This is a genomic window from Eudoraea sp. (assembly GCF_039969275.1).
Classification (GTDB): Bacteria; Bacteroidota; Bacteroidia; order Flavobacteriales; family Flavobacteriaceae; genus Eudoraea.
In genome coordinates, this window is the sequence record NZ_JBDVOC010000010.1 from 579601 (window position 1) to 594894 (window position 15294).

Sequence of the window (15294 nt, forward strand, 5' to 3'; positions counted from 1 at the left end):
TGATGGAAGACTGAAGAAAGAAATATAAAAGAGAAAAGGGTAACTTCTGTTAGAAGCTACCCTTTTCAGCAAAATAGGGGGGCAAATAAGGTATTTTAAATACTTTTCCTATTAAGGATTTGTCTATTGCTTTTCAAAAATCAGCGTACTCACTTTTTCAGCTGTACCGACATTGTCGCCACTTACATGTTTCAATTCTATCCGGTCATTAGTGATAGACACTAATTCCCAATCGTCTGTAAGTTCAGCAAGAGGATCTACATCTCCGAAGTTCAGGTATACTTTAAGTTTACTATCGCTATTTCGAAGCACTCGCCACAGTCCCGGATAAGAAGCACCAGTTTCAGAAAGTGTGGTAGATATTAGATGATTAGCCATAAAATTAAAGGTGTAACCCATATAATTTTCAGTTTCATTCATATCACCGTCTTCATAAAGGGCAACCATCCAATCACCGCCCATCATCATGTTTCTGATCCCAAGAACATCACCATCGTTATTATTGTCATCACAAACTCTTTGTAGAACAAGCTCGTAACCTATATCTTCAACTTCAAACTTCAATCTGTCATTTCTTAAGTCAGATAATGGCCATTCAAAGCTTACTCCTGGTTCTGATCCCATAGTAATTGCCATCACAAGCCTTCCTTGATCATTCATGATAATTTCCCATGTTCCTTCAGAGGTGTTTTCACCGTTACCAAGGGTTACAGTACCTACAGGTAAACCTTCTGGCATAAAGTTAAACTCATAACCAAGTAATCTGTCTATTTCCTCACCCTGGTTTTTCACCTTTTTTATTACCCAGCTACATTCTTTCAAGATCTCTCTAAGGGTATTGGGGTCGGTATTAAAAAGATCACAAGCTATGCTCATAATGATTCTGTTACCGCCTTCAGAGTAGAGCTTAATTTTTCCTTCACCAAGTTCATAAACAAACCATTCAAGGTTAAAGTCTACCAATACATCAAATTCAAGTTTAATAGCAATTCCATGGTCAGTAACCCGTGTACTCCAGGTTCCAATTATGTTGTTACCCATTCTATCTTTAACCGTAACACCACCATCTTCAGTAAAAATCATTAAGTATTCAAAGTACTGATCAGTTTGATTAACTTCATCTCTGACAACCTCATGAATCAACCATGGACATTCTACCAATAGATTTTCTAAACGCTCCTGAGTAAAATCATCATCGTTATAATCAGTATCGTCATCTTCATCACATGCTTCTTTAGCCATTTCAAGTGCATTGGCCAATTCAGCATTACTTCTTACTTCAATCTTTGTACCGTCGTAAAGTTCCATGGCTACAGGAAAATCAATCCCGATTAAGTCATTTTCGTCCAGACCGGCAAAAAATGTTCTAAGATCTTTATCAGACTCTACAGTAACTGAACCTGTTTCAACCTCATTGAGATCAAACGTGTATATCGTAATAGGATAAACAAAATCTATACATTCTATGTCATCATCCTGTCCACCTTCAATACATTCGTTAGCCAATTCGCGCAGGTCATCTATTCCGTTTATTTCAATAACGGTATAATCGGCAAGTGTGATAACAATTGGAAAAATAATTTCCAAAATATCTTCATCACCTTCAATTTCATCAAATATTTCTTCAATTAAGTGAAGGCCTTCTTTAGATTCAATGGTAATCGTAACACCATTTGCCATAACAGTATATGGAAATTCAACCGCGAAGCAGCTGGCACCATCAACAATATTATCAAAGGAACCGTCATTGGAGGCGGTATCTTCAATAAGCTTAGCTGTAGAGGAACTTGCAATAATAGTTTGCTGTTCGTCCGGTTGTGGTAATTCTTCAAATGCTTCCTGACAGGCATTGAATGAAAATGCCACTACAAGAAGTAGGGTTTGCAGTGAATACTTTAAAAACTTTTTCATAACGATTTGGATTTATTTGTTGTTCGTACATCTTTAAAACAATTACATTTTAAAATACCCTACTCCTTTTTTAATTTTTTTTAAAATATCTTTGGAACAGAACCAACTGTAAGAACTTTAATATTATGGACAACGTATGTGAGGAGGAAGTGTTCAGTACCCTCTTCAAAGCCAATTCCAAAACGGTTTTTAACTATATATATTATAAATTCGGAAACGAAGAGAAAGCTTATGACGTAGTTCAGGAGGCTTTTGTTAAACTGTGGGAGAATTGTGCCAAAGTTAGTCCTGAAAAGGCAAAATCTTATGTGTATACTATAGCAAACAATCTTTATTTAAATGTTATTAAAGCGGAAAAGGTTCGTTTAAAGTATGCAGACAGGTCAAATAATACTTCTTATGAATCTCCGGAATTCTTGATGGAAGAAAAAGAGTATAAAGCAAAGCTGGATCGCGCCTTAAATAGTCTTCCTGAAAATCAGAGAACCACTTTTTTGTTAAATAGGATTGATGGTAAAAAATATGCAGAAATAGCAGAGATGGAAGGTGTAAGTGTGAAAGCTATTGAAAAGCGTATGTCTCTGGCCTTAAAAGCGCTAAGAGATCAAATAGAAGGGTTATAGTGGCATGTCCAGGGAAATAAATGCCGGATGATTTAGAATTATTTTTAATGTTGAGGGTAGGGTTTTGTTAGAATTAATTGTTTTACTATTATAAAGTTAGAAATCATGCAAGAAAATTACTTAGCAAAATGGCTGAATAATGACCTCTCGGAGGAAGAACTCGCAGTATTTAAAAAATCTGCTGAGTATGCTTCTTATGAGAAGTTAATGAAGGTCAGCGGTACTTTAGAGGCGCCGGATTTTGATATGGATAAGGCCTTGAATGATCTCAATAACAATATACTTAATAAAGATGTTAAAGTAATCAGGATGAATCCTATGCGAAAGTTATGGCGCATTGCAGCTGCCATAGCAGTTATTTTTGCAGCATCTTACTTTTATATCTCAACTTTAGATGAATCTGTTTCTACACAGTATGCAGAACGCAATGAAGTGAGACTTCCGGACAATTCGGAGATTATCTTAAATGCGGATTCAAGGATTACCTATAGTGAAAAAAACTGGGATAAAGAACGAAATATCTCCCTGGAAGGAGAAGCTTTCTTTAAGGTTGCCAAAGGACAAAAATTTACGGTTGCTACCAACGATGGTTTAGTTACCGTATTGGGTACTCAATTTAATGTTGAAAATAGAAAAGGCTTTTTTGAGGTTACCTGTTATGAAGGCCTGGTAAGTGTCATTTTTAATGGTGAAGAAACAAAACTTCCTGCCGGGAATTCTTTTATAGCAATTAATGGAAATGTATTGAAAACAGAGTCTCCTGTAAACACTACTCCTTCTTGGATGAGTAGTGAAAGTACTTTTACAAGTATACCGTTGAATTATGTCCTGGATGAGTTTGAAAGACAATACAACATTGAGGTTAAAACTGAAAATGTTAATCTTGAGCAATTATTTACCGGCTCTTTTAGCAACACAAACATAAATTTGGCGTTACAGAGTATTAGTACTCCTTCTCAGATCAAGTATGAATTAGAGGGGAACAACGTGCTATTCTATGCCGAAAACGCGCCATAATAGTATACTACTTTTATACCTAATACTTTTGTTTGCCCTTTTTTCAGGCAGGGCACAGGTAGATACCTTCTCAAAAAATATTAGTCTGATTTCTTATATCCGGCAGTTAGAGAAGGATTTTGATGTAAAGTTTTCTTATGTTGATGAGGACCTTCAACCCTTGATTATAGATACTCCCGAAGGTAGTTCTCTTGAGAGTATATTAAATGATATCCGGAATCAGACCCAATTAATCATTAAGAAACTAAATGAACGCTACTATACGCTCTCCAAAAGCACTACGGTAGATATCTGTGCATATGTCCTGGATAATTACAGTGAGAATACCACATCTGGAGCGTCAGTAGAAGTATTAGGCAGTAGCATTTCTACGGTAACAGACATGAACGGCCAATTTTCTCTGGATAATATCCCCAGAAAAGCTTCCATCCGAATAAAACATATAGGTTTTAAACCAAAATACGTAACCGCAGAGGATCTGGTAAGTAAAAATCCCTGTACTACCTTATTATTCAGTTTAAACTACCAACAGCTGGATGAAGTTGTAATTTATAAATTTTTGACCACTGGAATTACCAAAGAAACTGATGGCAGTATTACTCTTAATACCGAAGAATTTGGTATTCTTCCGGGACTTTTGGAACCCGACGTTCTTCAAACCGTGCAGGCCCTTCCCGGAATAAAAAGTATAGATGAGACGGTATCAGACATTAATATAAGAGGAGGGACAAACGATCAGAACCTTATTCTTTGGGATGATATTAAAATGTATCAATCCGGTCATTTTTTTGGATTAATTTCTGCCTTTAATCCCTATTTGACTGAACATGTAACCATAATCAAAGATGGGACGAGCTCTGAATATGGAGATGGTGTAAGCGGAATCATTAATATGCAATCAATAAATAAAATCGCAGGTAATTTCTTTGGTGGCGCGGGAATAAACATGATTAACGGTGACCTCTTTGGTCAGATTCCTATCTCAAATAAATTAGCTTTGCAATTTTCCGCAAGACGTTCCATTACAGATATACTAAACACCCCAACCTATAAACAGTTTTCGAAAAGAGCCTTTCAGGATACCGAAATTGAAGGGGGTTCTAACCCAAACAGCGATGTGGATATAAATCAGGATGAAACATTTTATTTCTATGATTTTACAGCCAAAATATTGTATGATATTAATGACCAACATAAAGCCCGATTTAGTTTTATTAATATCAACAACAATCTAGATTACACGGAAACGGCAGTAAGTTCAGCAAGAACAGACCAGAGCAATCTGAATCAAACCAATCTATCTTTTGGAGGAAATCTCGAAAGTGAATGGACAGACAGGTTCTCAACAAAGTTAATCGCTTATTATTCTAACTATAATCTTGATTCTGAGAACCGAATAAACAATGGTCAACAAATCCTTGATCAAAGAAATGAAGTAATAGAGACCTCCATAAAATTAAATACGAATTACGAACTCACCCCTACTTTAAATTGGCTCAATGGATATCAATTTTCAGAAGTTGGTATCACCAATTTTACCGATGTTACACAACCACCTTATGAGAGTAACATAAAAGGCGTAATACGCACAAATTCATTATACAGTGAAATTGCCTATGTATCGCCTGACAAGAAATTAGTCGCCCGAGGAGGTGGCCGATTGAATTACATTGTAAATGTGCAATATTTTGATGAATTGATTGTTGAACCCCGATTAAACCTAAGTTATTCGCTCTACCCAAATCTTCTATTAGAAGTAAAAGGGGAGTTTAAGAACCAGACCACAAATCAAATAATTGATTTGGAACAGAATTTTCTAGGAATAGAAAAAAGGCGCTGGATGTTATCCAACAACAAGAATGATACAGTTCCGGGAAATCCAAATTTGCCCATAGTGAAAAGTAAACAAGGCTCTATGGGAATAAATTATGATAAGGGACAATGGTTTATTGGTCTGGAAGGGTATTATAAAGAAGTAAATGGCATCAGTACCACAACACAGGGCTTTCAGAACCAAAATCAGTTCAATGGTGAAATTGGAAAGTACGATGTGAAAGGATTGGAATTTTTGATAAATCACAAAAACAATCTTTTCAGTACCTGGTTGAGCTATGCCTATAATTTAAATAATTATACCTTCGAGGATATCGTTCCAAATGTTTTTCCTAATAATCTGGACATCCGCCATACCCTAACCTTTGCCAGTACCTATACCTATGAAAATTTGAAAATTGGAATAGGTATTAATTACAGGACAGGTAAACCTTTTACAAAGCCACAGGAAGGATCAGACGGAATAGATTTTACCACTTTCCCAGTCTCAATCAATTATCAGGAACCAAATAGTAGCAGACTCCCTGATTACTTGAGGGCTGACGCCTCTGCAATTTACAACTTTAGCATTTCTAAAAGGGTAAAGGCCACAGCAGGCGTATCCATATTAAATATTCTGAATAAGGAAAACATATTGAATACCTATTACAGATTAAACGAGCAGGATGAAATAGTGACCATTGAAAGTGTTTCCTTAGGATTCACGCCCAATTTAAGTTTTCGCGTATCTTTTTAACCTTTTTGGATCAAAAAAAATATACAAGAAGTCTTTTATAAACCCCAGAAAATGGTCCTTTTGTTTGGATGCATTACATTCTTACAGGAACTTCTATACCAAGCAGCTGAAAAGCAGATTTAATTACTTCCCCTACTTTCTTTGCAAGCTGTACTCTAAATACCTTTATCTCTTCCTCCGATTCACCTAATATCGAGACCTGTTGATAAAATGAATTGAATTCCTTTACCAGATCGTAAGTATAGTTTGCAATTAAGGCCGGGCTGTAATTTTCAGCGGCAAGATTTACAGTTTCAGGGTAGATTTCCAAGAGCTTTATTAATTCCTTCTCTTTCGTATGAAGTTTAATATTCTGCCCCTGATTATTTATAAGATCACTGGCGCTTAGGTCTGCTTTCCGAAGAATAGATTGAATCCTGGCATAAGTATATTGAATAAAAGGACCCGTGTTTCCTTGAAAATCAACCGATTCCTCAGGATTAAATAAAATTCGTTTTTTAGGATCAACCTTTAATATATAATACTTTAATGCTCCCAGACCAATGATGCGATATAGTTTTTGTCTTTCTTCTTCGGAGTAATCATCGAGTTTCCCCAATTCCTGAGAGATTTGGGCAGCTGTATTGGTCATTTCGTTAATCAGATCATCGGCATCAACCACGGTTCCTTCCCTGCTTTTCATTTTCCCCTCCGGCAAGTCAACCATCCCATAACTCAGATGGTATAAATGTTGCGCCCAGGAATAACCGAGTTTCTTTAAGATTAGGAACAATACCTTAAAATGATAATCTTGTTCATTAGCCACCGTATATACCATTCCTCCAATATCTGGAAAATCTTTTACACGCTGAATAGCGGTACCAATGTCCTGTGTCATATACACTGCGGTGCCGTCTGCCCTAAGAACAATTTTCTCATCCAGTCCTTCAGCAGTAAGGTCTATCCATACACTCCCGTCATCCTTCCTGTAAAATATTCCATTATCTATCCCTTCGGCAATTACATCTTTCCCCAACAAATAAGTCTCACTCTCGTAATAGAGTTTATCAAAGTTTACTCCCAAATTTGTGTAAGTCTCATCAAAGCCCTTATATACCCAGCCATTCATTTTTTTCCAAAGCTCCACTACTTCAGAGTCTCCGTCTTCCCACTTTCGAAGCATTTCCTGGGCTTTTAGAAGCATTGGAGCTTCGCGTTCGGCATTTGTTTTATCCTTTCCGGCTGCGATAAGATTCTCCACTTCTTCCTTATAGACCTGGTCAAATTTTACGTAATACAAACCTGCCAATTTATCGCCCTTTAATCCGGTACTTTCAGGAGTTTCTCCATTCCCAAACATTTGCCAGGCAAGCATACTTTTGCAGATATGAATACCCCTGTCATTTATGATCTGTGTTTTATATACCCTATTCCCGTTAGCCTTTAGAATTTCTGCCACAGAATAGCCGAGTAAATTATTCCGGATATGACCAAGATGCAGCGGCTTATTGGAATTGGGTGACGAATATTCAACCAGGATAGCATTTCTATCTTGTTCTGGCTCGCGCCCATAGCGCTGATCATCTTTGGTGGAATCAAAGAAATTCTTATAGTAATTATCGGTAATTACTAAATTCAAAAATCCCTTTATTACGTTATATCCCTTAACCTCATTTAGTTCCTTCTCCAAATAGGTGCCTATTTGAATTCCAATTTGCTCCGGATTTCCCTTTATATAGCGAAGCATGGGAAAAACGACTACGGTGATATCGCCCTCAAAATCTTTTCTGGTAGGTTGAAATTCAACCGAGGGTATCGCAATATCATAGAGCGAAGCTACTGCCTCTATTACCTTCGTCTGAATAACCTCCTGAATATTCATAAAATTTCCCCAATTAAGGCTGCAAAACTAATGAATTTTTAGACTTTTATAGCTCGTAGCCTTAGGTGTTTACAAAAATATAGAGTTTTCGTCAACTTTATTGGAAATAGCTACAATTAAGAAGTAATGTTATTGAATAAAATTAAAGCCATGCTGGTAAACGTATCCTATAATAACAGAGATCTTACAAAGAAAATTGATAGTGAAGTAGGTAAACCTTTTACATTAAAAGAACGTTGGGCGATGAAAGGAATAGGTTCCCCTAAACTATTTATAACCGAAACCAGTATTGAAATTGGAAATCTTCTGCTTTTAGATAACAATCTGAATAGTTGCAATGTGGAAATGCGTCCAAAAGGAATAATTGTGCGATTCCGAGCCCTTTTAGAGACCTATGCCCTGGTAATTCCGTATTACAAGCTAACTATCTACAAAGGTAATTTTGCTATTTATTCAATCTTTCGCGACCATTACTTTATAAAAGTGAAATCGGATACCAAAGCTATTCAGAAATTCTTTAAAAAAATATTGGATTTTAAAGCGGACAATTTACCAACCTCTATTGAAGATTTATAATCGATGAAAATTCTGTTAACAGGAACTATTGAATATTATGAGATGTCGTTATCAGCTATGACTGGAACCTTTTGGTCCACAAAGTTTTATTGTTTATGGTTAAATACACATCCTTTTCATTATTTCATTTTTGGAGGCATGATGAGAAATCTGGCAAAAGCATAAATATTTTATAAAATTAGTAACGTTTTATAAGGTTAACTCGTCTTAGATGAAACAGTAATCAATAATTTGACTTATGAGCAAACCCATTTCTAACATTTTTCTTTACATATTCCTGCTTGCATCTATGTCTGTACATTGCCAATCTATTTCCTCCAGGGTGGTAGACACCAAAACTAACGAAGGTATTCCTTATGCAACGATTCAATTTGCTGAGCATCGCGGCATTATTACTAATGAGGAAGGCAGGTTTAGTATAAATTTAAACCCCAGGCTGGAACGGCAGGATTCCATCTATATATCCAGTATGGGGTATAAAAAAACAGCTATCCACTTCAACGCCACTTTGGATAGCGTTATATATATAGAACCACAGGCTATTGAACTAAATGAAGTATATCTATTTAATAATGATCTCAGTATTGATGAAATCATTGATAAAGTGAAAGAATATTTACCGACTAATTATAATAGAGAACCTATAAAACAACGCTTGTTCTTTAGACAATCGAGCCTCAATACCATGACTAAGCTGGATATTGAATTTGAAAAATCTACTATAGAAGAGCTTAATAAAAAATTTCTGGACAGTGTGATCTCCATTTTACCAAGAAATGCATCCTATTATACAGAAAGTTTGTGTGATTTTTACAGAAAACCGGACGAGCACCGCTTATACATAGAAAAGGCGGCTGAATTATACGATAAAAATAATGAAGGTTCTATGGAAGCTCTTTCCGCCAAATTAGAGCGCATTTTTAAAGAAAATGTAAAACCTGATTCCTATTTAAAAATTAAGTCGGGCTGGTTTGGTCAAAAAGTAGAGTTAGATTCCATATTTGATTCTTCAGACGAGGCTGCTGAGTTAGAAGATGAACTCAAAGACGATGGCAATAAACATTTTCTTTCATCCAAAAAAAATCAACTGCACGATCTTTATTCTGAACTCTTCTATAATGATGACACCAAACTAAATTTTATTGACAAATCTAACCGTTATGAATTTAGATTAAAAGGTTTTACTGCCCTTGAAGACGAAGGCGTATATGTGATAGAATTTGGCCCAAAAAGGTCAGAAGATTTTAGAGGAACAATCTATGTAAACATAGAAGACTTTGCAATAATGCGAATAGACTATGAGAACGTAAATTCATTGAAAAGAATAAAATTGTTGGGTTTCTCCTATGAGGAAATCACTTATAAAGGAACTACAATTTTCAGTAAGGGCAGTAATAATAAGTATGATTTGAGATTTATTGATAAGGTATTCGGTCGTAAAATGGGTGTAAGAAGACCTTTGAGTGTAATCGAGAAAAACAAGCATGTAAAGGGAAGAAGGAAGCAAAATGAATTGTCTATGGAACTGGATATTATTAACTTCAATACGGAGAAATACGAATTAGTTGTCTTTGATTCTGAGCTAATAAGTACTGGGGAATTTTCCAATTCCGTTGAAAATGACAGTGTTAAGGCCACATACCTTTCCCGTTACAATCCTGAATTCTGGGAAGGATATGATATTATGGAACCCAATAAGGCTATTCGGGAATTTACAGTATCTGATAAATAAGAGTTAGTTTGGCCGAAGTGTTTTAAAACTATTGTCTGGGCAAAAACACTTCTGCCATCATACAACGCGCGCTCCCGCCACCGCAGGTCTCAATGGTATCTAAAGTACTATGCACTATAGGGTTGTACTTTTCCAAAATACTTATCTGATCCGGTCTGAGGCTATTATATGCAGCAGAACTCATAATTAGATAACGTTGATCTGACACCCCGGCTACCTGAAGCATATTTCCTGCGAAGTGGTGCATTTGTTCCTCAGTAATGCTAATAATCTCTTTCCCGTCTTGTTTCAGATGATTTATTACGTTTTTTCTTTCTTTCTTATCATCTATAGCGTCTAAACAAATTACGGCATAGGCCTCGCCCAAACTCATCATAACATTGGTATGGTATATTGGTAATCGCTCTCCATTAACAGATTGATATGCAGTAAAGATGACCGGAGTACATTCAAAGTCTTCACAAAACTCAATTACCAGTTCTTCATGTGCACGGTCAGAAAGTGCACAATACGCTTTTTGATTTACACGGTCCATTAAAATACTTCCCGTACCCTCGAGAAAAAGCCCTTCTTTTTCCGCAGAAGTATAGTCTATTATATTCTCTATCAGGAAACCATTGGCTTCAAGAATATCGAGAATATCTTCTCTTCGCTCCTTTCTGCGATTTTCGGCAAACATCGGATAAATAACTACTGTACCATTTGAATGAAAAGAAATCCAGTTGTTTGGGAAAATTGAATCGGGTGTATCGGGATCAGGTGTATCCTCAATTACTATGACCTCAATTCCTTTAGCCCTTAATACATTAACAAATGTATCAAACTCCTGCTGCGCCTTCAGGTTAATTGCATTGTTTTGGAGGTCGATATCTTCCATAAAATAGTTATTCACCGCGGTCTGCTCATTCATGCGAAATTGTACCGGACGAATCATCAAAATGGTGTTGGTAATCTGATTCATTAGTTAGTTAAAAATTCAGGATAAAAGTAACCATTTCCGAAATCATTTTGCTACAAATTTCAACTTATGGTATAACAGAACTATATGGCAATGGATATTAATAACTAATCATATTTTTATAAAGAAGTGCTGAAAAATAAAATGAGGAGAAAGTAAAATTAATGGGTAAATGCAACTAATCATCCCGAGTAAGCCAAATATGAATTATAAGAATATGTGGAACAAAAGTGCTAGTCCCGGACCAAAGGCATGGTACTACATCTTAATAACCCGCCTTGCTTTGAGACCTCTGCATATGGTATTTCTTCTACAGTAAAGCCCTGATCTCTAAGCCAATTATTTAACCTTGTAAAATTTCTTTCGGAGACAATGACATCCTGACTTATGGAAAATACATTACTAAACATTTGATACATTTCATCTCCGGTGATTTCAAAGATATTTTCCTTGCCAAAATGGGAAACCAGCCATTCGTAATCTTCTTCAATTAGGAAACCATTTTTATGAATGATGGCCTTATCATGGCCAATGGGCTGAAAACAGCAATCGAGATGAAGAGCATTTTCTTTTGGATGACTGATTGATTTACGCAATTCAAAGGGTTTTACCTTTTTGTGCGGAAACATCTTCTTGATGTATTCAACACCTTCCCAATTGGTTCTTGCAGTAATATAATCAGGGTAATCATGACCTGTATAGGTACCAACAAAAATATACTCATGCCATGGCATAACATCCCCGCCTTCAATGTGCACTTCTTCAGGTGGATATAAGATGTTTTCTATGGCAATAAATTCGAGAACATGGAGAATTGCCTGAAATTCCTCTTCACGGTGCGGAAGAATATTGGCTTTAATGAGTTTATTCTCTATGACAAAAGCGATATCTCTGGAAAAAATCTGGTTACAATCAGTTATTATCTCAGGCCTGAACACCTCCACGTCATATTTCTTGAAAACAGCGGCAAACGCCTCCATTTCCTCAATCATATCTTCTTCATGGGGATATGTACCGGCCAGGATATGTTCCAGAGATTTAGGATCATAAGCGTCTTCCGGTTTGGGTACTGGGCCATTGCTTTGAGCTGTACCCAATAATACAGATCTTAACCTGGATGTCTCATCATAGACGTTTAAATGCAGCATTTTTTTTGTCTATGTAAAGCTATCGTTTTTCCAATGCTTTAAAAGGTCTTAAATTTTCTCCTATATAAACTTGCCTCGGTCTTCCAATTGGTTCTCCTCTTTGCCTCATTTCCTTCCATTGGGCTATCCATCCGGGAAGGCGGCCTAAGGCAAACATCACCGTAAACATGTCTACAGGTATCCCTAAAGCCCTATAGATGATTCCGGAATAGAAATCAACGTTTGGATACAACTTCCGATCTACAAAATATTGATCTTCCAATGCTTCATTCTCGAGACTTTTGGCAATATCCAATATGGGATCAGCAATCCCAAGATCTGCCAAAACCTCATCTGCAGCTTTTTTAAGAATATTGGCCCTTGGGTCGAAATTCTTATAAACCCTGTGTCCAAATCCCATCAATCTGAACGGATCGCTTTTATCCTTGGCTTTGGCCATGTATTTCTTGGAATCACCTCCATCATTATTAATCGCCTCAAGCATTTCAAGTACGGCTTGATTAGCACCCCCATGTAATGGGCCCCAAAGAGCAGAAATACCAGCAGATAGCGAAGCAAATAATCCTGCGTGAGACGATCCAACTATTCTAACAGTGGACGTAGAACAATTCTGTTCATGATCTGCATGAAGAATTAATAGTTTGTCCAAAGCTTCAATTACGATTTCATTCTTGTGATATTCTTGATCAGGCCTTCTAAACATCATTTTGTGAATATTTTCCACATAACCCAATGAGCTACTTCCATATTCCAATGGAAGTCCTTTTTTCTTGCGCAGTGTCCAGGCGACCAATACGGGAAATTTTGCTAAAATCCGAACTATTGCGTGATACATATCCTCCTCTGAAGACACGTTTACAGAACTTGGGTTAAAAGCGATCAGAGCACTCGTCAATGAAGATAATACACCCATCGGATGTGCAGATTTGGGAAATCCATCAAGGATTTTTTTCATTTCTTCATCTACATGGGACTCTGCTTTAATGTCTTTATCAAATTTTATTAATTGCTCCTCATTTGGCAATTCTCCAAAAATAAGCAAGTAGGCAACTTCCAGGAAATCTGCTTTCTCTGCCAATTCTTCAATAGCATATCCACGGTACCTCAGAATGCCTTTTTCCCCATTTAGAAAAGTAACAGCACTTTCACATGAACCGGTATTCTTGTAACCCGGATCCAGGGTGATAATACTACTAGACGAACGTAGTGTTTTAATATCAATGGCTAATTCATTTTCAGTGCCTTCAACAACAGGAAATTCATACTTTTCCCCATTAACTTGCAATGTAGCTTTTTCTGACATGTGCTTGATTTTGATTTATAGAACGAGTAGTGTAAATTTAAGAAAAAGGAAGGACGTTAACAATTACTGAGGCGAATAAGAAGTGTAAAAATTAAAGAAAATAGTTGTTCTAAATAACAGCCACTTTAAAGTTTGAATGACCATTTTCATTTAGATTCAAATAGTACTCCCACACCGATTAATTCTTATTCAAATAGTTTTCGAATTCGAGATTTATTATCCGGCTATTTTAATATATTCATTTCAACAAAAAAGCCCTTCTTAGAAGAAAGGCTTTTGTGATTTTGAGGATTATCTCTATCCTAACTTAAATGCTTTTTCCTGCGGATAATAGGCCACATCACCCAGTTCTTCTTCTATCCGCAACAATTGGTTATATTTAGCCATACGATCACTTCTGGAAGCCGAACCTGTTTTTATCTGACCGGTGTTAAGTGCTACGGCTAAATCCGCAATAGTATTATCTTCAGTTTCACCTGACCTGTGAGACATTACGGAAGTATATCCCGCATTTTTAGCCATATTCACAGCGGCAATCGTTTCTGTAAGCGTACCAATCTGGTTAACTTTTATCAGTATTGAATTGGCAATGCCGTTCTTAATTCCCCTTGATAATCTTTCTACATTGGTAACAAATAAATCATCTCCAACTAATTGAACGCTATCACCAATCATGTCAGTTAATGTCTTAAATCCATCCCAGTCGTTTTCATCCATCCCGTCTTCAATAGATATAATAGGATATTTTTTACTGAGATCGGCCAAATACGCTGCCTGTTCTTCTGAGGTGCGAATCGCGCCCGAATCTCCTTCAAATTTGGTGTAATCGTATTTACCATTCTCGTAGAATTCTGCAGCAGCACAATCAAGTGCAATCATAACCTCATCACCAAAAGAATATCCGGCATTTTTAACCGCTAGTCCAATAGTCTCTATAGCATCTTCTGTACCATCCAGTGTAGGTGCAAACCCACCTTCATCACCAACTGCAGTGCTCAAACCTCTACTATGCAATACTTTTTTAAGATTATGAAATATTTCAGTCCCCATTTGCATAGCATGCGAAAAGCTTTTTGCTTTGATTGGCATAATCATAAATTCCTGGAAGGCTATAGGCGCATCTGAATGCGAACCACCATTAATTATATTCATCATAGGCACCGGTAAAGTATTAGCGCTAACACCACCTACATATCTGTACAGGGACATTCCAAGCTCATTGGCAGCCGCTTTAGCTACTGCTAAAGACACTCCTAAGATTGCATTGGCTCCCAATTTGGATTTATTTGGAGTACCATCCAGGTCTATCATGGTCTGGTCTATTAGGTTTTGATCAAAGACCAACATCCCAACTATTTTTTTGGCTATATTATTATTGACATTTTCTACGGCTTTGGTAACACCTTTTCCCATAAAGGCCTTCCCTCCATCACGTAATTCAACGGCTTCATGTTCACCAGTAGAAGCACCGGAAGGAACTGCAGCGCGTCCTAAAACGCCATTTTCGGTTATAACATCTACTTCTACAGTTGGATTTCCTCTTGAATCCAGAATCTGTCTTGCATGCACATCAATTATGGTACTCATATTGCTAAA

Annotated in this window: 11 protein-coding genes; 5 read left to right on the forward strand and 6 right to left on the reverse strand. The window is 36.7% G+C overall.

The window, feature by feature from the left end; all coding sequences use genetic code 11:
* Positions 1-123 precede the first annotated feature (123 nt).
* A complete protein-coding gene (locus ABJH90_RS10460; RefSeq protein ID WP_348139060.1) occupies positions 124-1911 on the reverse strand; it encodes a hypothetical protein in 1788 nt (595 codons plus the stop codon).
* 125 nt (positions 1912-2036) lie between these two features.
* On the opposite strand from ABJH90_RS10460, the gene ABJH90_RS10465 reads away from it, so the two are divergent.
* The 3 genes from ABJH90_RS10465 (at position 2037) to ABJH90_RS10475 (ending at position 6120) form a co-directional block, all read left to right on the forward strand.
* Positions 2037-2534, forward strand: a complete 498-nt coding sequence (locus ABJH90_RS10465; protein WP_348139062.1) for a sigma-70 family RNA polymerase sigma factor — start codon at positions 2037-2039, stop codon at positions 2532-2534.
* Between the two features lie 105 nt (positions 2535-2639).
* Complete coding sequence (locus ABJH90_RS10470; RefSeq protein ID WP_348139064.1) at positions 2640-3551, forward strand: FecR family protein; 912 nt, start codon at positions 2640-2642, stop codon at positions 3549-3551.
* Entirely contained in the window at positions 3532-6120 is a 2589-nt protein-coding gene (locus ABJH90_RS10475) for a carboxypeptidase-like regulatory domain-containing protein (protein ID WP_348139066.1), read from the forward strand. The genes ABJH90_RS10470 and ABJH90_RS10475 overlap by 20 nt, the downstream gene beginning before the upstream one ends.
* A gap of 73 nt (positions 6121-6193) precedes the next feature.
* Here the strand turns inward: ABJH90_RS10475 and argS are convergent, their stop codons facing one another.
* Complete coding sequence (gene argS, locus ABJH90_RS10480; RefSeq protein ID WP_348139068.1) at positions 6194-7981, reverse strand: arginine--tRNA ligase; 1788 nt, start codon at positions 7979-7981, stop codon at positions 6194-6196.
* Between the two features lie 150 nt (positions 7982-8131).
* On the opposite strand from argS, the gene ABJH90_RS10485 reads away from it, so the two are divergent.
* Both ABJH90_RS10485 and ABJH90_RS10490 read left to right on the forward strand, forming a co-directional pair.
* Complete coding sequence (locus ABJH90_RS10485; protein WP_348139367.1) at positions 8132-8557, forward strand: hypothetical protein; 426 nt, start codon at positions 8132-8134, stop codon at positions 8555-8557.
* Positions 8558-8795: 238 nt separating this feature from the next.
* Positions 8796-10289, forward strand: a complete 1494-nt coding sequence (locus ABJH90_RS10490) for a carboxypeptidase-like regulatory domain-containing protein (RefSeq protein WP_348139070.1) — start codon at positions 8796-8798, stop codon at positions 10287-10289.
* A 28-nt stretch (positions 10290-10317) separates the two neighbouring features.
* Here ABJH90_RS10490 and ABJH90_RS10495 read toward each other — a convergent pair whose 3' ends face one another.
* The 4 genes from ABJH90_RS10495 to eno all read right to left on the reverse strand — a co-directional run bounded on the left by ABJH90_RS10495 (position 10318) and on the right by eno (position 15285).
* Positions 10318-11250, reverse strand: coding sequence for an arginine deiminase-related protein (locus tag ABJH90_RS10495; RefSeq protein WP_348139072.1), 933 nt, complete (start codon positions 11248-11250; stop codon positions 10318-10320).
* Positions 11251-11480: 230 nt separating this feature from the next.
* Positions 11481-12395, reverse strand: a complete 915-nt coding sequence (locus tag ABJH90_RS10500) for an arginine deiminase family protein (protein ID WP_348139074.1) — start codon at positions 12393-12395, stop codon at positions 11481-11483.
* Positions 12396-12414: 19 nt separating this feature from the next.
* Entirely contained in the window at positions 12415-13698 is a 1284-nt protein-coding gene (locus tag ABJH90_RS10505; protein ID WP_348139076.1) for a citrate synthase, read from the reverse strand.
* 297 nt (positions 13699-13995) lie between these two features.
* Positions 13996-15285: a phosphopyruvate hydratase gene (gene eno, locus ABJH90_RS10510; protein WP_348139078.1), complete on the reverse strand. Its 1290-nt coding sequence runs from the start codon at positions 15283-15285 to the stop codon at positions 13996-13998.
* Positions 15286-15294: the final 9 nt, after the last annotated feature.